Origin of the sequence: Actinoplanes sp. NBRC 101535 (assembly GCF_030269225.1) — a bacterium.
Classification (GTDB): Bacteria; Actinomycetota; Actinomycetes; order Mycobacteriales; family Micromonosporaceae; genus Actinoplanes; species Actinoplanes rectilineatus.
Map to the genome: position 1 here is coordinate 139883 of NZ_BSSY01000010.1, position 18180 is coordinate 158062.

The following is an 18180-nucleotide window of genomic DNA, read 5'->3' on the forward strand; positions in this document are numbered from 1 at the left end:
GCAAACGCCGAACCTCACCCCTGGTCGGGCTCGGCCAATGTGGAGAGATCGAGATGAAGCATGGCCAGCAGCCCGCCATGACGTGACGGATCGATGCGGTCCGGCAACTCGCGTTCGACGAAATCGGCTCGGATCGGCTGGCCGCGTTCGCGGAGCGCCGCGACGACCGTCGCCCTCATGATGACCATTGTCTCCGCTCGAACGTTGCCCTTGGACGGGGCCCACGGATAGGGCCCACCGGTGAGGGTCTCGAGCCGCCGGAGTCTGGAGCGACATCCGTCAGAGTACGCCTGAACGACCCGATGGGCCGAACAGCGCTTCGGGCCGTGCTCTTCGCCGGTGACGCGGTGCCGCCGTGACATGGCCCTCTCAGCGGTGTCCGGAACCGCCGGCGTCGTTGTGGTAGCTCAGCCTCACCCGGGTTCCGGTGGCGTCCGTGGTGATGTCCATGCTGGTGCAGGCGCGTTCGATGAGCTGGAATCCGGTGACCTGTCGCTTCCGGACGCCGGCCGGGGGGCGGTCGGCGTGAGCGGATCGCAGTGTCGTGCCGATGCCGGCGCCGTGGTCGCTGATCTCGCACCAGAGGCGATCGTCGCGGCCCCACAGCAGCAGCTGGCCGAAGCCTCCGCCGTGCTGCACGGAATTGGCCATGGTCTCGTGCACGGCCAGCGCGAATCGGTCCGCGTCCGCACGGGCCAGGCCGTGCCGGGTGCTGGCGGTGTGGGCCCGGATGCGCACCCGCGCCATCGAGGCCTGGTCGAACCAGCGGACCAGTGGCGGCACGGCGGCAGCGGCAACGGTCCGCCGCGAGGTCAGGGCGATCGGCGTACCCGCTCCGGAAGGGGCCAGCCGGGCATCGGCGAAGGCGCCGGTCCAGTCCAAGCCGAAGCGTTCCAGGGTGAGCAACTCGGTGGCCGCGGCGGTGAGTTCCGCCGCGGTGGCCTGGTCGGCGAGAGAGAGATCACCTGGTGTACGCCGGTACAGGTCGACGGCTCCGGCATACCGGACGCCGCCGGCGTGCAGGGGCAGAGCGAACACCGCCCGCGCGCCGGAGTGCAGTGCTGCCGGGGTGAACCGCGGCCAGTGCTCACGCCACCACGGATCGCTCAGATCGGGGGCGTGCACCGATCGGCGGGTGGCGGTGGCGTCGCGGCACGGGCCGTCGTCCAGAGTCTCCTGGGCGGCCTCGATGCCGGCGCTGCCCTGGTCGCTGCTGAACCGGATCTGTGGGAACGGGTCGCCCTCCGGGCCGGCCGAGATGCCGATTCCCGCGACATCCGGCATGAGCGCCGAGCCCGCCCGGCACAATCCGGTCAGGTCCGGGCCGTATGTGCGGATCAGGTGCCAGACATGGCCCGGACGCGCTCCGCCGAAACCCTCGGCGCCGTGCTGGTACATCGCTGCTCCTCGAATGGCTGGCAGCGCCACCAGGGTCCGGGGCAGCGATTTCGACGCGTACGGAACGGGCCTGTGGATCTGCGTGCGAGGGGCGGCCATGGTGATGCCCGTACGATGCGGGTCACAGTAGCGCGACGTGGTGAGCGCTGACGGACATTTCGTACGCCCGCCGTGTCATGGCTTGCCTCCCGGATCGGGACTACGATGCGTGTGTCGTCGGGGTGCTGATGTCTCGCAGGCGTCCCGAACGTTGCAGCGGCAGGCGACGGTGCCACGGCGGACGGCCGTGACCGGTGTCCCGCTGTCGGTGGTGGCGAGGCGGTGCTCACGATGACGGTGTCGGATCTCGGTCCGCAGGCGTGGGTGACGGTGCATCTGCCGGGCGACGGAGTGATCCTGGTCGTCGTGGCGGGCGAACTGGCGCGGCCCGTGGCCGACACGGTGACCGAGCAGTTGATGGGCTCACTCGACCAGCCAGGGCATGTGTTGTGGCTGGATCTCTCCCAGTTGAGTTTCTGTGATCTGGCCGGGCTGCGAGCACTGATCAGCTTTCAGGATCGAGCCGGCGCTCGCGGCCTGCGGGTGCGGGTGGTGGCGATCTCCGGCGCGGCGCGGATGCTGGCCGACCTGACCGGCATGCAGCCTTTCGGCCGGCTGGGTGACTCCGGGGACGAGCCCGGCCCGGTGGAATGACCTCGACCGTCCCCGGTACGGGCCCAGCGCACCCGAGCCGTGCTCGACATCGGACGGATCCGTGTCCGGCCTCATGCGCGTCGGCCGCGAGTCCCGCATCGTGACGGTGCCGGGTCGGTTTGTGAGATTTATGAGCTCAACTGCGATCATCGACCTGCCGGTATACCGTTGGGACACGGCGGTGTCCCATCGCCGTTCGCTGCTCCGGACCCAGGTGGCGCACCACTTCTGAGTAGGTGCCCTGGAGCAGCCGTGGATTCCGTAACACCTCCCGTGTCCCCCATGCCGGCCACGTCACCGGGTGTGTGGCGCCGTCTCCCACCCGGTCCCGGTCCCGGTGCGGGCGACGGCGGCCGATGACCGCCGTGGAGCGGCGCGGGGGAGCACCGTCCCTTCGATCGCCGTACCTGGTGGCGACGGTCACCGATCGCCGTGGGGTGTCGGTGGGTGTCGTCGCCGACGCGAGCAGCAGCGTGGTCGAGATCAAGGTGCACGGTCACTGGTCACAGCAGCTCGGCGAGCAGATCACCGCCGGACTGGGACTCTGCCTCGCCGGTCCGTCCGAGGCCATCATCATCGATCTGCGTGACTTCAGTGATCGGCATGGGCTGAGCTTGCGGTACTGGCTGGCGGCACAGCGGGAGGCGCGGGGTGGCGCGCTGCCGGTCGGTCTGGCGTTGTGCGTCCCGCCGGCGACGATGCTCGGTTACCGGTTGCGGCATCACGAGGGGAACCCGTTGCCGCTGTTCGCCACGATGGGCGAGGCACGGGCCGCGGTCGTCGGCAGGCTGAGACGAAGTCACCGGTGGCAGACCCGCCTGGCGCCGGTCCCGGTCTCCGTGCGGGCGGCACGTGACCTGGTGGAGCTGGCGTGTCATACCTGGCAGCTGCACGATCTGCGACAGGACGCAGCACTGGTCATGTCGGAGTTGGCCGCTAACGCCGTCGAGCACGCCGGTACGGATTTCGTGCTCACCGTGCTTCGGCGCGGCCGGGATCTGCATCTGGCCGTCCGGGACGGCGACACCCGTTATCCGCGTCTGGTCGAGTCCACCCATGCGGGTCCACGGCTTCCGGTCGTCGAGGGCGGGCGGGGACTGATGCTGGTGCATGCGGTCGCCGCGAGGTGGGGTGCGATACCGGCCCATGGTGGCAAAGTCGTCTGGGCGACGGTTTCCGCGTGACGTCGCCGGCCGGCGGGCGGTGTCGCACTCCCGCCGGCCGGCGACGACGCCTGCCGATCAGCCGGCGTGCTCGACCATGGCGAGGAGCTCCGGGGTGTGGCGTCTGTCGTCAGCGTCCGCGGCTGCGGCCGAGGCGGTGTCGGCCGAGGCCGGGCTGGCGTCCGGAGGAATGACGAGGAGGTCGAAGCGGTCCCTCCCGAAGTCGTTGATGACGGTGATCAGCCCGGCCGGCTGTGAGGTGTACCAGCCGAGCCGGGCCGACGAGCGGCCACTCGCCCGGCTCGGGCGCGGCAGGTCCCACTCGGCGGGGTTCAGCAGCACATGCGTGATCACGCCGCGGAGAGCGGACAGCGCCTCCAGCAGGGCGGGGAGTTCGGTTGCCGGGTCGGAGGAGCGGGGCCACCACGCTCCGTCGAGGACGGTGTCCCGCGACGCTGGGTCGGCGAGTCGTAGTCGTGCGGAATCGGCCGTCGGATTCATCGGTGTGCCTTCCTGTCGGCGACATCCGCGCCATCAAAGGGCGGGCGCGATGCGCTCGTCAGGAGACGTCGAGAAAGCCGGTAGTCCCTTCACCCTACCCGCGGCCACGCCGTGGCACGACTCGTGCCGAACGAGGAATCCGTGCGTTCACGTGTGGTTCCGCGGTAAGGAACGCGGCCCTCTCCCGGGGGACGACCGGCGGTCCGGGACACGCTGAAGCCGTAGCATCATCAGGCGCAGGATCCACGCATGTCGCTCCAGACCTCGGCGGCACTCCCACTCGCCGTTGAATTGGAGCACCATGACGGACGTCGGCGACGGCCCGGCCGGAGGAACACCTTCCACCACTGTCAGCGGCGACTCGAGCGACGCCGTGCTGCTCGAAGCGGTCTCGCGGGGCAGTGTGCCCGCGTTCCGTGCCCTGGTCGAGCGGACGTCGGTGGCCGTCGGCGCCCTGCTGGCCGAACTCCTGCCGGACTGCGCATGGCGCGACGAGATACTCGCGGCCACCTATCTGGAGGTGTGGTGGCTGGCGGGCTGTCGCATTCAGCCGGACGTCGACGCCACGGACTGGATCGTCGCGATCGCGCGGCGGCGGGCGGTGGAGACCCGCACCGATCTCGAGCCGGACGGCGAAGGGCCGCGGACCGGGTACGCGCAACGGGAGTTCGCCACGTTGCTCCGCTCACCGGCCGGGCCACCCCGGCCGGTGACGGTCAGGGCCGTGTCAGACCGGGCAGCGACGCCAGATCGGTGACGACCAGCTCGGCGACCTCGGTGAGCCGCCGGTTGTGGTTGCGGGCGTAGGCGCGGATCCGGCGGAACGCCTCGTCGACGCCGATGTCCTGGACCTGTGCGAGAGCGCCCTTGGCCTGCTCGATGATGATCCGGCTGTTCAGCGCCCCCTGCAGTTGCTCGGTCAGCGCCTCACTACGGCGGATCGCGCGTTCCTGCATCAGGCCGATGGTCGCCACGTCGGCGAGAGCCTGCATGATCGGCACATCGGCGGCGCTGAAATCGCCGCCGGTGGTGCTGCCGAAGATGTTGAGGGCACCGATCACCTGGGAACGCAGTCGTAACGGGAAGGCGTGTACGGACCGGAAGCCCGCCTCCGAGGCCCGTGGCGCGAAACGGGGCCAGCGGCCTGCCGCCGACGCCAGGTCGATGTTGATGACCGGCTGTCCGGTCCGGTACGCCTCCAGGCAGGGGCCCTGATCAGTCTGCAACTGGAAGAGCTCGATCAGGCGGACGTTCTCGTCCGATCCGGCCATGAACTCCAGCCGTCCCCGTTCGTCGGCCAGCATCAGTCCGGCGGCGGCCGCGTCCACCAGGCTGCGGGCCCGGTCGGTGAGCATGTGCAGGAAATCGAGGAGATCGAATTCGTCGACCAGCGTGTCGGCGACCTCCACGAAAACGGTTGCGAGTCGTTCAGCCGAAACGCCGCTCATGCCCTGCCTCCCGGTGATCCAGTACCCAAACAGCCGCTCATACGTATCAACCGTCCAATCGCAGTCGCCGCTGCACGATGTCGCGGGCGACATCCTCCAGGCGACGGTTCTCGGCGAAGGCGTAAGCCCGTATCCGTACCAGAGCCTCACCGATGGATACCCCTAACTGGACCATGACCATTCCCTGGGCCTGGAACAGTTCGGCCCGGCGTCCGAAGTCCAGCGCCATGGCACCGTCACCAGCGGAGATGTCACCCTGCTGCAGGTTCAGCAGGGCCTCCACGGTGAGCTCGGCGAGCGTGAACGCCAGCTGCAGTTCCGTGCCGGTCAACGGGCCCACCCGATCCCGGAAGACGTCCATGACTCCGAGCCGGGCGGCACCGACCTGCAACGGGAAGGCGAAGACGGCGCGGACCCCGGCGTCGCGGGCGGCCGGAGTGTAAACAGGCCAGCGGAAGTCGGCACCATCGGACAGATCCGCTGTGAGAATCGGGCGGCGAGCGGCGAAGGCATCGATGCAGGGCCCCTCGCCGAGGATGAACTGCAACTCCTCGACACGCTCGCTGACCGGATCCGACGTCGCGCACACCCCACGCATCCCGTCAGCGGTCATCACGCTGATCCCGGACCCGCTCGCCGACAGCGCCTCGACGGTGGCGAGGCAGATCCGCTGCAACAGACCCGCATCAACCGGCTGGGCGTCGAGGAGACGCCGGACGAGTGCATCATGCTCATCACCGCCAGCAGGCGAGGTCACGATGCCGGACCGTCTGTGCGGGGCCGGAACGATCCGCACGTCAATGCCGACACGGGCGCCCCTTCCCAGCGTAGACGCCGAGGACCAGGGCGGCTTGAGTCAATAGACACCCACACCCTACCCCCACCACCGGTGCGAATAGTGGCGCAGAGACTCGCCTTCCACGACGAGGTCCGTGTCTGGCACGCGCGCGGCCGTGGTCACCTCGGAGAGTGGCGTATCGGGCACTGACGGTAACTCATACTTTCGGCTAGCTTTATGCCTGACCTTTCGGCTAACCTCGTGCTGCCGAACGGGTATCCGGGCTGGCGGAGGCAACCGGAGGACGACATGACCACAGCATCCGTCGACACGACGACCCGCTCGGCCGCTGCGCAGAGTGACGTCGCTGCGCAGAGTGACGTGATCACCAGTGAGCGTCAGGCTGACGTCGCGGGCGATCTGATCAACGCGCTGGCCGCGATGCCCGCCGGTCACCCGTCCCGGGCCGCTCTGCGGGACCGGACGATCGAGGCCTGGCTGCCGCTGGCCCGCCACCTGGCGAACCGCTACACGGGCCGCGGTGAGCCCACCGACGACCTGGTGCAGACCGCCACGATCGGGCTGATCAAGGCGATCGACAAGTTCGACCCGCAGTACGGTGTGGACTTCGCCGGCTATGCGATCCCGACGATCCTCGGTGAGGTCAAGCGGCACTTCCGCGACCGCACCTGGTCGATCCGGGTGCCGCGCCGGCTCCAGGAGCTGCGCCTGCGGATCACCGAGGCCAACAACACCCTGACCCACACGCTGAACCGGCCGCCGACCGTCGCCGACATCGCGGCCCACATCGGCATCACCGAGGAAGAGGTCCTCGAAGGCCTCGAAGGTGCCCGCGCCTACAACGCGACCAGCCTGTCGACGCCGGTCGGCCCGGACGGCAACGCCGAACTCGGCGACATGATCAGTAGCGACACCGACGACTACGCGGCCGTCGACATGCGCGCCACGCTCGGCCCTGCGCTGGCGCAGCTCGACGAGCGCGAGCAGAAGATCGTCACCCTGCGGTTCTACGGCAACATGACGCAGTCGCAGATCGCCGACCAGATCGGCATCTCCCAGATGCACGTCTCCCGGCTGCTCACCAAGGCCCTGACGAAGCTGCGCGGCCACATCAACGCCGACGCTCTCTGAGTTCCCCGGACCCGGGCCCGCCGTGTACTACGGCGGGCCCGCTGTCGTGGCCGTCCACGCCGATCCGGTACCAGCCCTTGACGATCGCGCAGCTCTCCCGGCCGGTGGGGGCGGTGCACGCCCTCGTCCTCGGCGTAGTCGCCCGTAGTGGTGCGGCAGGGCGGCCATCACCTGCCTCTTCGCCGCGTCGACGGGTGAGATGTAGGTCCAGTCCCGGCCCGGCGCGGCCGTTGACCGTCGGGCCGGGAGAGGTAGCCGGCAGGGAAGGGCCGCCCGCGACCGTCAGGTTCCGGGTTGTGATTCCCGGATGTTCAGGTAGGCGTCCATGTGCGTGATGGTGAGCAGGCGTTCGACGATGCAGCCCGGCGCGACGGCGACGGTGAGCCGGCCGCCGTCCCGGTCGAACGCGGCGGACAGTTGCTGGAGCATGTGCAGCGCGCTGCTGTCGAGGAACTCGATGTCGCTGAGGTCGAGATCGACCGGTGTGCTGGTTCCGGCGGCCCGGATCCGGTCACCGACGGTGCCGGCGTTCGACATGTCGAGTTCGCCGGTGACCCGGACGTGCACGCCGGTCTCGTGGATGCTGGTGGTGACGTCCGCGATGGGGTCGGTCATCGGCTTGCTTCCCGGGTAGGCACGCGGAACCGGACGAGGGTGCCGTCGGCGGTGGAGTGTCGCTCGAAGTCGTGGCTGAGGGTGTCGATGATCGGAAGGCCCCGTCCGCGGCTGGTGCCCGCTTCGCCGGGGGTCCGCCAGGTGCCGTGGTCCCGGACCGTCGCCAGGTACGAGCCGTCCGGCTCGTACCGGACGTCGATCTCGATGGTGCCGGTGGGGTCCTCGCGGTAGGCGTGTTCGATGGCGTTGGCGCACGCCTCGTTCACGGTGATGAGCAGGTCGTCGTCGTTGCGGTCGAGGCCCGGCAGGGTGCGCTGCCAGGCACTCAAGGCGTGGCGGAGCCGGGACAGGCCGTGGCGGTCCGCGACCATCGTCTGATGGAACGGCGCCGGTGGCACCCGCAGGCAGAGCACGACGACGTCGTCGTTGCGGTGCTCGGCGACGCCCAGCGCGGTCAGCAGACCGTCGCACACCTCGCCGACCGGTGCGTGCCGCAGCGCGACGGTGGCGTCGCGGAGCCGGTCCAGGCCGGTGGTGATCGGTTCGCGGCGCCGCTCGACCAGGCCGTCGGAGAAGAGCACCAGCAGGGCGCCGGGTTCGAGGGTGTCGCTCGCCTGCGGCCGTGATCCGAAGTCCCGGCCGGTGATCGGGGCGGACCGGCCGTCGTCCAGCCACCGGGCGTCGCCGCCGGCCGTGACCACGAGCATCGGCGGGTGCCCGGCCGACGCGTGCCGTAGTTCACGGGTGGCCGGATCGAAGACGGCGTAGCAGGCCGTGGCGAACGGGATCTCGTCGTTGACCGCGACGAACCCGTCCAGGTGGGTCAGCAGGGTCCCGGGGCCGGGCACGTGCGGTGCGAGCGCGCCCATCGCGACCCGCATCTTCCCCATCGCCGTCGCGGCGGCCAGGCCGTGCCCGACGACGTCGCCCACGGTCAGTGCGACAGTGCCGCCGCGCAGCTCGAAGGTGTCGTACCAGTCGCCACCGACCTCCAGCGTGGCGCTGCCGGCTTCGTACCGCGCCGCGATCGAGACCCCGGGCGGCGCCACGGTGCGGGCCGGCAACAACGCCCGTTGCAGCTCCAGGGCGATGCGGTGTTCCTCGTCGCGGGCCCTGGTCTGCTCCGCCAGGGCGAGCTCGCCGACCCGGCGTTGCGCGTCGATGTCGGTGGCCACGCCGAACCAGCGCACCAGATCACCGCTGTCGTCCTGGAAGGGGACGACCCGGATCAGATACCAGTGGTGACCGCCGTCGCGGTGCCGCAGCCGCGCCTCGCACTCGAAGACGGCGGGCGGATCCCGGTGCCCGTCCCAGGCGGCCAGGAACCCGTCGCGCTCACCGGGATGGACGGCCCCGCCGAGCAGCGCACGGTCGGTGTCCGCGGTGTGCGGCGTCCCACCGATCAACGTGGACCAGCTCGGGTTGAGCATCTCCACGGCGCCGTCGGGCCGGGCGACCCAGATGAGCTGCGGGGTCACCTCGACGACCTGGCGGAACCGGGCCTCGCTCTCCCGCAGCGCATCCTCGATCTCCCGGCGCCGGGAGATGTCGGCGGCGACCCCCACCAGCCGGTCCGGTCGGGGCGGGTCACCCTCGAAGTAGGCGCGGGCGGTCACCATGACCCACCGGTACGAGCCGTCTCCCCGGTCGACACGGATCTCCTGGCTCAGCAGGCGGGAGCCGCCCGGGTCGAACGCCGCCGCCACCGCCGTTCCGTACCGCTGCCGGTCCTCGGGGTGGATCATCGAATCCAGCGCTGTGGCGAGCGACAGCACCCCGTCGGACGGCAGGGCGAACAACTCCAGCATGCGAGCGTCGGGCTCTCCGCGGTCCTCCCGTGCCGACCACACGAAGGTTCCCATCTCGGCCGCGTCGAGCGCGACCTGCAGCCGCTCCTGCTCAGTCTTCTGCACCATCACTCATTCCGCGGTCGATCGACTCGTCTCCCGCCGCTACCGGCAACGGTCAGTATGCAGACCATGACGTCGATGATCATCAAGTAGCTCATCGGCCGGTGGGCCCGGTGCGGCGCCGTCATGGGGAGGCGACCGACGTAGCCTTGCGATGTCCAGCTACTTCGATGCCACCCGAGGAGCTTCATGCCCCTGACACCGGCCGACATTCACAACACGGAGTTCGGAAAGGCAACCTTCGGCCGGCGTGGCTACGACGAGGACCATGTCGACACGCTCCTGGACGAGGTCACCGGCGAGATGATCCGCCTTCTCGAGGAGAACAGCGCGCTGCAGAACCAGCTCGCCGCCGCGGGATCCGACAGGCAGGACCGGGCGGCCGCGGCGCAGCTGTCCGCGCTGACCGTCGACCTCGACCGTGCCCGGCGCGCCTGTGAACGCGCCGAGCAGCACGCCCGGCTCACACGGCATCAACTCGACGAGGCCCGGCGCTCGGCCGCCACATCCGACACCGCCCGTGGCGACGCGTCGGTGCAGCCGGTGCTGCGGATGGCGCAGCGGACCGCCGACGGCTATCTCCACGAGGCCCAGGAGAAATCCGGCAGGCTGCTCGCCGAGGCCCGCGAGCGGACCGACCGCACCCTGCACGAGGCGCAGGACACCGTCGACGCCATCGGCCGGAAATCCCAGCGTCTCCAGGAGACGGCCGCGGCGGAACTGGCGGCGGGACGGGCCAGCATGACCCGGGACATCGACTCGCTGTCGCGGTTCATCGACGACTACCGCGCCGGCATGACACACGACATCTTCCGCCGGGGACGGTTCAACGAGGGTACGGCCGGCTCCTGAACCGGGGGCCTCAGCGGCGGGGCGGCCGGTCGGGCAGCATGCGCTCCTCAAGATCCAATTCACGTTCCAGTACGCGCAGGCCCTCGTCGGACAGCTGGCCGGCATCACGCCAGCGGAGGAACTCGTCCCGCTGCGCTTCGAGGGCCACTCGTCGTACGTGCAGCGCGGCCTCGTACCCCGGTGACACCGGCGGACCGTCCGCCTCGTCCGTCTCGCGCAACAGGACGAGCCGGTCCTGATACCGGCTCAGCCGGGTCCGCAGCTGCTCGCGCATCGTCTCGATCACCGGGGCGCTGATGTCGTCGTGCTCCTGCCTCTCCAGGTCACCGAGGGCGGTGAGGGCGGCCTCGACGGACGCCGACCGGGCCTCGTTGCGGAGGCGGGCCTGATCGTTGTCGTCCGCGGGCAGGCCGAGCCGCTGGACGATCGGCGCGAACGTGAGGCCCTGGCCGACCAGGGTGACGAGGACGACGACGAAGGTGCAGAACAGCAGCAGGTCGCGGGCCGGGAACGGGGCACCGGCCTCGGTGACCACCGGCAACGTGAAGATCGCGGCGAGGCTGATCACGCCCCGGGTGCCGGCCCAGGAGAGGACGACGACCTCCCGGCCGGTCCACCGCGCGGGCGCCTCCCCGGCCGGCTCGCCCCTGCTCCACCGGGCGTGCAGCGCGGCGGGCAGCAGCAGGGTCGACAGCAGCCACAACGGCCGCAACAGCAGGACGACGCCCACGGTGATCACCACGGCGACGACGACGGTGCCGGTGTCGTACCCGGTGAGCCCGCGGATGACCTCCGGCAACTGCTGACCGATCAGCAGGAACACGAGGCCCTCGAGCATGAAGTCGACGAGTCGCCAGACCGCGCTCGTCTGCAGCCGGCCCGCACTCGAGGCGGACCGCGGCGTGTGATGCCCGACGATCAGCCCGGCGACGACCACCGCCAGCACGCCGGAGACGTGGACGTGCTCACCGAGCAGGTAAGCACCGAACGGCGTGGCCAGCGAGACGGCGTTCGCCAGCATCGGATCACCGCTGAGCGGCCGGGACAGCAGGCGCACGGCGTACGCGACCAGCACTCCCACGGCGGCGCCGCCCACCGCGGCGATCAGGAACCGGCCGAGCGCCGCCGGTGCCGAGAACCTGTCGCCGGAGGCGGCGGCGACCGCGACGCTCAGAATGGTGAGGGCGGTGGCGTCGTTGAGCAGCCCCTCGCCCTGGATCAGGGTGATGATGCGCGGCGGCAGCCCCACCCGGCGCCCGACGGCCAGGGCGGCCACCGGATCCGGTGGTGCGACGGCCGCGCCGATCGCGATGCCGGCGGCGAGCGTCGCCCCCGGGACGAACCACGCGAAACCCAGGCCGATCAGCAGTGTGGTCAGCAGAACCAGAACGACCGACAGACTGATCACCGTACGCAGATTGCGGCGGATCGCGAGCATCGACGAGTCCAGCGCGGCGCTGTACAGCAGCGGCGGCAGGACGAGCGTCAGGATGATCTCCGGATCGAGGGTGATGTTGGGGCCGGGCAGCAGGGCGTAACCGATCCCGATGATGGGCAGCAGTGCCGCGGCGGGCAGCCCGGTCCGGCCCGCGACCCACCGCACCACGGCGACCACACCGACAGCGGCGAGGACGAAAACCAGAGCCGACTCGACATCCACCTGCCCATCCTCGCGGACCGGCCCGCGGGCGCGGCGAATCCGGGCGGGGATGCGGGCGGCCGCAAAACGGCTGAACCGAATCCCGGGTGGAATTGTCGAAGGTCGGCCCCGTTCACTGTGCTACGGTGGGCGAGTTGCAGGTTTGATTTCCGTAGACGTTTCCAGCGCCTGATGGACTTTAATGATCCATCCAGGCGCTTTTTCGTTCGTGCCGGATCCGGCGCCGGTGTCCAACGCGGCAGCCTGCGAGTTCGCGGAGCAGCGACATCACCCAGGGTCGGCCGGGCCTGCCGGCGGAAATGTTCGCACGCTCTGATTCGCGATCTCCGAACGGTGGCCCGACTGGTTCAGCGGGCCGCCGTTCGGTATTCCTCGACCTCATTCGTTCAGATTTGTTCTCGTGATTGTCCGTGACGTGCGGCACCTGCTCTTACCGGCGTGCCGCACGAGGAAAGGAAGTGCATGTCCATGATTACCGTCGTGCCCGGCGCGTCAGGCGCCCAGCCGGTCGCCGGCACCCCCCGTTCTCAGGGGCCGGCACCCGTCGAGGGCGGGCCGTCGCTGTTCCTCGCCCCGCTCGGCACCAAGGAGCAGAGCCCTGAGCTGCACGCCTCGGACTGCGGCGAGACGGCGATGCACCGGCTGCGCAACCCGTTCGCCGTGACCGCCGAAACCGGCACCGACCGGCGGAGGTAGCACCCGTCACCCGGTGCGCCACCGGCGGTGGCGACCACGTCCGCCGGACGGGGTGCGCAACCGTCGCCCGCCGGTGATCCGAAGCGGGCCACAGCATGATGTCGAGCGCACCGATCCGCTGCGGACATCAGGGCTCCCATGGTCAGCGGGCGGCGCCGTTGCGATACGCCCAGACGACCACGTTGAGGCGGTCCCGGACACCCAGTTTGGCCAGAACCCGGCCCACGTGGGTCTTCACCGTCACCTCCGCCAGATGCAACCTCTGGGCGATCTCCGCGTTGTTCGCCCCCGCGACGATCAGGTCGAACACATCACGTTCCCGCGTGGTGAAGGTGTCCAGCGGCGCCGGGTCCCGCGGCACCGGTGGGTCGGCCCTGGCCGCGACGAGGTTGCGTGTCGTGGTCGGGGCGATCACCGAACCGCCGTGGTACGCGCTGCGGACGGCCGCCGTGAGCCCCTCGGCCGTGGTGTCCTTGAGCAGGTAACCACTGGCGCCCGCGTCGAGGATGCGGGTCGCGTAGTCGTTGCTGTCGTAGGTGGTCAGAGCGAGGATCTTCGGCGGCCGGCCGCCGGCTCCCAGGATCGCCTTGGTGGCGGTGATGCCGTCGGTGCCGGGCATCCGGATGTCCATCAGGATCACGTCCGGGTGGTGCCGGGCGGCCAGGTCGATCGCCTCGGCGCCGGTCGCGGCGGTGGCGACCACGCGCATGTCCGGTGCGGCGTCCACGACCATGGCGAATCCGGCGCGGACCAGGTCCTGGTCGTCGGCGATGAGGACGTCGATCATGCCGGTGCTCCTTCGGCGGCCAGCGGCCAGGTGGTCGTCACGGTGAGGTCCCGGTCCGCGGTGATCGTGCAGTCGCCGTTGAACATCGAGCAGCGCTGGCGGATGCCGGACAGGCCGCGGCCGTCGACCGGTTCGTGCCCGCCGCCGGGTGGCAGCGGGCTGGTCACCGTGACCGTCAACAGCGACGGCGTCCACTCCAGACGGAGCTCGGCCCGGTGCTCGGGCGCGTGTTTCAGCACGTTGGTCAGGGACTCCTGGACGATCCGGTAGACCGCCAGGTCCATGCCGGGGGCGAGCGCCTGCTCCGGGCCGCCGGTCACGACGGTCACCTTCAGGCCGGCGGCGGTCACCCCGGACAGCAGGCCGGGCAGCTCGGACAGGCCTTTCGCGTACCGGTGGAGATCGTCCTGATCGACGACGGCGAGCAACCGTTTCACGTCGGTGAGGGCCTCCCGGCCGAGGCCGGCGATCCGGTCGAAGACCGGGCCGGCGATGGTGGCGTCGGCACGCGCGGCGACCCTGCCGCCCTCGGCCTGGGCGATGATCGAGGCCAGGGAGTGGGCGATGATGTCGTGCATCTCCTGGCTGATGCGGGTGCGTTCCTCGTGGACGGCGAGCTGGGCGCGGGTGGCGCTGTCCTGCTCGGCGAGGGCACGCCGGTGGTCGGCGTCGCGGACGGCGGCCCGCTGCTGGCGCTGCATGATGCCGGTCGACCAGGCGGCCAGGGTGGTGGCGAGGATCAGGATGGCGGGCAGGCCCGCCCCGAGCTGCCGGTCGTGCAGGGCCTGGGCGGCGACGACGGCGGCCCCCGCGGCGCCGATCAGCAGACCGGCGTGGCGGGAGCGGCCGGGCGCATACGCCGCGGTCGCGTGCACCGCGACCAGCGCGACCAGGTCGCCGGGGAACATGAAGCTGTGCGAGACCAGCAGGTGCGCGCCGGAGATCATCGCGACCAGGGCGAGGAAGGCGCGCGGCGCGGTGCGGCGGAGCAGCATGGGTACGCTCACCGCCGCCGACCAGTACCACTCGTCCTGCCCGGCGAGCCCGAGGAGCAGGCAGCATCCGATCACCGCGGCGGCGACGAGGGCATCGCCGGTGATCATCCGTCCACTTCGTCCCACCACGCCACCAACCCTAGGCCGCGGCCCGGCACCGGACCCGATACCCAGGTATGGGTTCCGGCGCCGAACACGTATCCCGTGGTCGGATGTGCCGCGCCGTCCCGTTTCCTAGCGTGGGTGCGGTGACGATGCAGACGACACGTGCCGAGATGGTGAGCTGCCAGGACGTCCGTAAGACGTACGGCACCGGCCCGGCCACGGTGGCGGCGGTGGACGGGGTCTCCGCGGGCTTCCTCGCGGGTGAGTTCACCGCGATCATGGGCCCGTCCGGTTCCGGCAAGACGACGCTGATGCACCTGCTGGCCGGTCTGGACACGCCCACCGAGGGCACGGTGAGCCTGGCCGGCACCTCGCTGGCCGGGCTGGACGACGACGCGCTGACCGACCTGCGCCGCGACCGGGTCGGTTTCGTCTTCCAGGCGTTCAACCTGCTGCCGACGCTGACCGCCGAGCAGAACATCGTGCTGCCGTCGCGGCTCGCCGGACACCGGCCCGACCCGGCCGAGGTGCGCCGCATCGCCGAGGAACTGCAGATCAGCGACCGGTTGTCGCATCGCCCGGCCGAACTCTCCGGCGGCCAGCAGCAGCGGGTCGCGGTGGCCCGGGCGCTGCTGGCGAAGCCCTCGGTGGTCTTCGCCGACGAGCCGACCGGCGCGCTGGACATCGCCACCGGACGCGCCCTGCTCAGCGGCCTGCGAGACGCGGCCCGGCACGGCAGCCAGACGATCATCATGGTCACCCACGATCCGGGCGCCGCGACGTACGCCGACCGTGTCCTGGTGATGGCGGACGGCCGGATCCGCGCGGAACTGCGCCATCCGGGCCGGGAGCAGATCCTGGCCGCGATGGCCTCGGTGGCGGTGTGACGATGGTTCTCGCACTCGCCTGGTCGCAGCTGCGCACCTATCCCGCCCGGCTGATCGCGATCGTCGCCGCGGTGACACTGGCCACCGGTTTCCTGGCCGCGACCGCGACGTTCGCGGCCACCTCCAGCGAGGGGTTGCGCCGGACCGCCGCGGCCCCGCTGACCACGTCCGACATCGTCCTGGACGCGGATGAGACGATCACCGACCCGCGATGGTACGAGGCCGCAGCCGCCGTCCCGGGAATCCGGTCGGTGGACCCGCAGTACGCCCGCACGGTGACCGTCTTCGGTGGCTCCCGGCGGGGCGCCGCGAACGTGCAGAGTGTCGCCGCCACCCCGGAGGTCCGCTGGTTCGCCCTCGATCGCGGCGCCTGGCCCGCGGGCCCGGGGGAGGTGGTGGCCGACCAGCGCACGCTCGACGATCTCGGGGTGGACATCGGCGTCGAGTTGACGTTCCGGCAGGGGGCGCAGGCCCCCGTCCCGGTGACGGTCACCGGGGCGGCCGATCTGGGGTTCCGGCCGCTGACCGGGTCGGACTTCCGGTTCTACGCGGATCCGGCGTTCTTCGCCGGTGACGTGCCGGCGGCGGCGTTGTCGCTGGTCGACGACCCGAGCCGGCTCGACGAAGTGCTGAGCGGGTTGCGGCCGGTGCTGGGGCCCGGGATCACGGCGGGCAGCGCCGCCTCCGCCGCGGACCAGGCCGCCGCCCGGTTCGCCGGTGGAAACGGGCAGCTGGTCGTGCTCATGCTGGCGTTCGCGACGGTGGCGCTGCTGGCGGCGGTGCTGGTCATCGCGAACACCTTCCACGTGATCGTCGTGCAGCGGGTCCGGCAGATCGCGCTGCTGCGCCTGGTCGGTGGACGCCGGAAGCAGGTGAACCGGGTCGTCCTGGTGGAGGCCGCGATCGCCGGCGTGGCCGGTGCGGTGACGGGCGTGCCGGCGGGGGTGGGCGCCGGTTATCTCGGCGCGGACCTGCTGGAGATCAACGGGGGCGGCCTGCGGGTGAGCCTGCCGATGCTGTTCCTCTGCGCGCTGGTGGGCGTGCTGGCCACGGTGCTCGCCGCCTGGCTGCCCGCCCGGCGGGCGACCCGGATCCCCCCGGTGCGGGCGTTGCAGGACGCCGCCGAGCCTCCGGCCGGTGCGGTCCGGGGCGGACCCCGCCTGGTGGTGGGTGTCGTGGTCACGGCCGTGGGCGGCGCGCTGCTCGCGGTGGCGGCGGCCGGTGCCTCCCTGCCGCTGGCGATGGCCGGCGGGGTGCTGCTGTCGGCCGGGTTGCTGGCGGCGCTGCCCCGCCTGATCGGCCTGCTGCTGTCGCCGGTGGCCCGGTTGCTGGAACGGTTCGGGGTGGCCGCCGGCCTGGCCGGCACGAGCCTGAGCCAGAACGCGCGCCGGACCGCTTCGGCGGCGATGGCGGTCGTCGTCGGCGCCGCGCTGATCACCGCCCTGGCGGTGGCGGCCACGAGCGGGCGGGCGACGGTGTACACCGATCTGGAGGCGCGGTACCCGGTGGCGGCCGGACTGCGTACCGACGGCACCGCGATCAGCGGGGCGACGGTGGCGGCACTGGCCGAGGTCGACGGGCTGGTGGCCTCCGGCACGGTCGGCACGGTCGCCGCGCGGTTCCCCGACGGCGGCCAGGCCACGCCGAAGCTGCTGGCCGTGCCGAGCGCCGAGCTGGCCGAGCGGGTGGCCCCGCAGGTGGTGGACCAGCCGGTCGTCCTGCTGCCGGCCGCCTACCTGGCGGAGCTCGGCCTCGCCGACGGCGCACCGATCACCGTCACGGTCGGGAAACGCAGTCTCGCTCTGACCGTCCGGGCGTCACGGCTGGCCGACACCACCGGGCAGTTGCTCGGTGTCGTCGGGCAACGGGCGCTCGGCGACGGCATCGTGACCACCCCGACGGCGGTGTGGGGTGTCGCGGCCGCCGGGTTCGACCGGGACCGGCTGGCCGCCGACGTGAACGCGGTGGCCGCCCGTGACGTGCAGGTGCAGGTCGGCGGGGGGATCACCGAGGGCGGCGACATCGCGAACGTGCTCGCCATCCTCCTCGGACTCTCGGTCGGGATGCTGGCGGTGACCGTGGTCATCGCGCTGCTCGGGATCGCCAACCTGCTCGGGCTCTCGGTGGTCGAACGGGCCCGGGAGCTGGCCCTGCTGCGGGCGCTGGGCACCCGCCGGGGCCGGTTGCGGGCCATGCTCGCGGTCGAGGCGGTCACCATCACGGTGCTGGGGACGGTGGCGGGTGTCGTGGTCGGCGTGCCGGTGGGGCTGGCCGGGGTGGCGGCGGCGGTGGGCGCCACCGCCGACCCGGTGATCCGCCTACCGTGGGGACAGCTGGCGGTGCTGGTGGTGGCGGCGGTCGTGACCGGGGTGCTGGCGAGTCTGCTCCCGGCTCGCCGGGCGGCGCGGGTGGCGCCGGCGGAGGGCCTGACCCGGTAAGAAGTGACGCCGACCGGTGCCCGGCCACCCGCGTGCCGGGGGTCGCTGCGGCGCGGCCCGGCATCCCCGGGACCCGCCGATCGCGGTGATTCACATCCGGTC

Annotated in this window: 18 protein-coding genes; 8 read left to right on the forward strand and 10 right to left on the reverse strand. The window is 71.3% G+C overall.

Annotation, left to right across the window (positions count from 1 at the left end):
* Positions 1 to 14 precede the first annotated feature (14 nt).
* Positions 15 to 179: a hypothetical protein gene (locus QSK32_RS26810; RefSeq protein WP_169792509.1), complete on the reverse strand. Its 165-nt coding sequence runs from the start codon at positions 177 to 179 to the stop codon at positions 15 to 17.
* A gap of 190 nt (positions 180 to 369) precedes the next feature.
* Positions 370 to 1398 (reverse strand): ATP-binding protein, encoded by a 1029-nt coding sequence (locus QSK32_RS26815; RefSeq protein ID WP_285473485.1) that lies wholly within the window; start codon positions 1396 to 1398, stop codon positions 370 to 372.
* Positions 1399 to 1728: 330 nt separating this feature from the next.
* On the opposite strand from QSK32_RS26815, the gene QSK32_RS26820 reads away from it, so the two are divergent.
* Both QSK32_RS26820 and QSK32_RS26825 read left to right on the forward strand, forming a co-directional pair.
* The gene (locus QSK32_RS26820; RefSeq protein WP_285473486.1) at positions 1729 to 2091 is read left to right on the forward strand and encodes an STAS domain-containing protein; all 363 of its coding nucleotides are present in this window, start codon (positions 1729 to 1731) and stop codon (positions 2089 to 2091) included.
* Positions 2092 to 2447: 356 nt separating this feature from the next.
* Positions 2448 to 3275 (forward strand): ATP-binding protein, encoded by an 828-nt coding sequence (locus QSK32_RS26825; RefSeq protein WP_285473487.1) that lies wholly within the window; start codon positions 2448 to 2450, stop codon positions 3273 to 3275.
* A 57-nt stretch (positions 3276 to 3332) separates the two neighbouring features.
* On the opposite strand, the gene QSK32_RS26830 is transcribed toward QSK32_RS26825, so the two are convergent.
* Positions 3333 to 3755, reverse strand: coding sequence for a DUF5994 family protein (locus QSK32_RS26830; RefSeq protein ID WP_285473488.1), 423 nt, complete (start codon positions 3753 to 3755; stop codon positions 3333 to 3335).
* Positions 3756 to 4056: 301 nt separating this feature from the next.
* Between QSK32_RS26830 and QSK32_RS26835 the strand changes: the two genes are divergently transcribed.
* Positions 4057 to 4512, forward strand: a complete 456-nt coding sequence (locus QSK32_RS26835; protein ID WP_285473489.1) for a sigma-70 family RNA polymerase sigma factor — start codon at positions 4057 to 4059, stop codon at positions 4510 to 4512.
* Here QSK32_RS26835 and QSK32_RS26840 read toward each other — a convergent pair.
* Positions 4472 to 5203, reverse strand: a complete 732-nt coding sequence (locus tag QSK32_RS26840; RefSeq protein ID WP_285473490.1) for a GAF and ANTAR domain-containing protein — start codon at positions 5201 to 5203, stop codon at positions 4472 to 4474. The genes QSK32_RS26835 and QSK32_RS26840 overlap by 41 nt on opposite strands.
* Positions 5204 to 5249: 46 nt before the next feature.
* Entirely contained in the window at positions 5250 to 5960 is a 711-nt protein-coding gene (locus QSK32_RS26845; protein ID WP_285473491.1) for a GAF and ANTAR domain-containing protein, read from the reverse strand.
* A 462-nt stretch (positions 5961 to 6422) separates the two neighbouring features.
* On the opposite strand from QSK32_RS26845, the gene QSK32_RS26850 reads away from it, so the two are divergent.
* Positions 6423 to 7133, forward strand: coding sequence for a SigB/SigF/SigG family RNA polymerase sigma factor (locus tag QSK32_RS26850; protein ID WP_245674175.1), 711 nt, complete (start codon positions 6423 to 6425; stop codon positions 7131 to 7133).
* 282 nt (positions 7134 to 7415) lie between these two features.
* Here QSK32_RS26850 and QSK32_RS26855 read toward each other — a convergent pair whose 3' ends face one another.
* Together QSK32_RS26855 and QSK32_RS26860 are read right to left on the reverse strand one after the other, a co-directional pair.
* Positions 7416 to 7748 (reverse strand): STAS domain-containing protein, encoded by a 333-nt coding sequence (locus QSK32_RS26855; protein WP_285473492.1) that lies wholly within the window; start codon positions 7746 to 7748, stop codon positions 7416 to 7418.
* Positions 7745 to 9664 (reverse strand): SpoIIE family protein phosphatase, encoded by a 1920-nt coding sequence (locus QSK32_RS26860; protein WP_285473493.1) that lies wholly within the window; start codon positions 9662 to 9664, stop codon positions 7745 to 7747. Before QSK32_RS26860 ends, QSK32_RS26855 begins: the two co-directional genes overlap by 4 nt.
* Before the next feature lie 183 nt (positions 9665 to 9847).
* Between QSK32_RS26860 and QSK32_RS26865 the strand changes: the two genes are divergently transcribed.
* Positions 9848 to 10510, forward strand: coding sequence for a DivIVA domain-containing protein (locus QSK32_RS26865; RefSeq protein ID WP_052720955.1), 663 nt, complete (start codon positions 9848 to 9850; stop codon positions 10508 to 10510).
* A gap of 10 nt (positions 10511 to 10520) precedes the next feature.
* On the opposite strand, the gene QSK32_RS26870 is transcribed toward QSK32_RS26865, so the two are convergent.
* On the reverse strand, positions 10521 to 12170 hold the full coding sequence (locus tag QSK32_RS26870; protein WP_083449398.1) for a Na+/H+ antiporter: 1650 nt from the start codon (positions 12168 to 12170) through the stop codon (positions 10521 to 10523).
* A 462-nt stretch (positions 12171 to 12632) separates the two neighbouring features.
* Here QSK32_RS26870 and QSK32_RS26875 point away from each other — a divergent pair, with 462 nt between their 5' ends.
* On the forward strand, positions 12633 to 12866 hold the full coding sequence (locus QSK32_RS26875; RefSeq protein ID WP_157411333.1) for a hypothetical protein: 234 nt from the start codon (positions 12633 to 12635) through the stop codon (positions 12864 to 12866).
* Between the two features lie 142 nt (positions 12867 to 13008).
* Here QSK32_RS26875 and QSK32_RS26880 read toward each other — a convergent pair whose 3' ends face one another.
* Entirely contained in the window at positions 13009 to 13653 is a 645-nt protein-coding gene (locus QSK32_RS26880) for a response regulator (RefSeq protein ID WP_045745721.1), read from the reverse strand.
* Positions 13650 to 14756: a sensor histidine kinase gene (locus QSK32_RS26885; protein WP_285473494.1), complete on the reverse strand. Its 1107-nt coding sequence runs from the start codon at positions 14754 to 14756 to the stop codon at positions 13650 to 13652. Before QSK32_RS26885 ends, QSK32_RS26880 begins: the two co-directional genes overlap by 4 nt.
* 140 nt (positions 14757 to 14896) lie before the next feature.
* On the opposite strand from QSK32_RS26885, the gene QSK32_RS26890 reads away from it, so the two are divergent.
* Together QSK32_RS26890 and QSK32_RS26895 are read left to right on the forward strand one after the other, a co-directional pair.
* Positions 14897 to 15640, forward strand: a complete 744-nt coding sequence (locus tag QSK32_RS26890; protein ID WP_285473495.1) for an ABC transporter ATP-binding protein — start codon at positions 14897 to 14899, stop codon at positions 15638 to 15640.
* A complete protein-coding gene (locus QSK32_RS26895; RefSeq protein ID WP_353050990.1) occupies positions 15637 to 18078 on the forward strand; it encodes an FtsX-like permease family protein in 2442 nt (813 codons plus the stop codon). Before QSK32_RS26890 ends, QSK32_RS26895 begins: the two co-directional genes overlap by 4 nt.
* The last annotated feature ends 102 nt before the right edge of the window (positions 18079 to 18180 follow it).

Coding starts and splice junctions, on each gene's coding strand:
- QSK32_RS26875 (WP_157411333.1), top strand. CDS start 12,633: ATGTCCATGATTACCGTCGTGCCCGGCGCGTCAGGCGCCCAGCCGGTC.
- QSK32_RS26825 (WP_285473487.1), top strand. CDS start 2,448: ATGACCGCCGTGGAGCGGCGCGGGGGAGCACCGTCCCTTCGATCGCCG.
- QSK32_RS26835 (WP_285473489.1), top strand. CDS start 4,057: ATGACGGACGTCGGCGACGGCCCGGCCGGAGGAACACCTTCCACCACT.
- QSK32_RS26885 (WP_285473494.1), bottom strand. CDS start 14,756: ATGATCACCGGCGATGCCCTCGTCGCCGCCGCGGTGATCGGATGCTGC.
- QSK32_RS26880 (WP_045745721.1), bottom strand. CDS start 13,653: ATGATCGACGTCCTCATCGCCGACGACCAGGACCTGGTCCGCGCCGGA.
- QSK32_RS26850 (WP_245674175.1), top strand. CDS start 6,423: ATGCCCGCCGGTCACCCGTCCCGGGCCGCTCTGCGGGACCGGACGATC.
- QSK32_RS26840 (WP_285473490.1), bottom strand. CDS start 5,203: ATGAGCGGCGTTTCGGCTGAACGACTCGCAACCGTTTTCGTGGAGGTC.
- QSK32_RS26815 (WP_285473485.1), bottom strand. CDS start 1,398: ATGTACCAGCACGGCGCCGAGGGTTTCGGCGGAGCGCGTCCGGGCCAT.
- QSK32_RS26855 (WP_285473492.1), bottom strand. CDS start 7,748: ATGACCGACCCCATCGCGGACGTCACCACCAGCATCCACGAGACCGGC.
- QSK32_RS26860 (WP_285473493.1), bottom strand. CDS start 9,664: ATGGTGCAGAAGACTGAGCAGGAGCGGCTGCAGGTCGCGCTCGACGCG.
- QSK32_RS26820 (WP_285473486.1), top strand. CDS start 1,729: ATGACGGTGTCGGATCTCGGTCCGCAGGCGTGGGTGACGGTGCATCTG.
- QSK32_RS26865 (WP_052720955.1), top strand. CDS start 9,848: ATGCCCCTGACACCGGCCGACATTCACAACACGGAGTTCGGAAAGGCA.
- QSK32_RS26810 (WP_169792509.1), bottom strand. CDS start 179: ATGAGGGCGACGGTCGTCGCGGCGCTCCGCGAACGCGGCCAGCCGATC.
- QSK32_RS26830 (WP_285473488.1), bottom strand. CDS start 3,755: ATGAATCCGACGGCCGATTCCGCACGACTACGACTCGCCGACCCAGCG.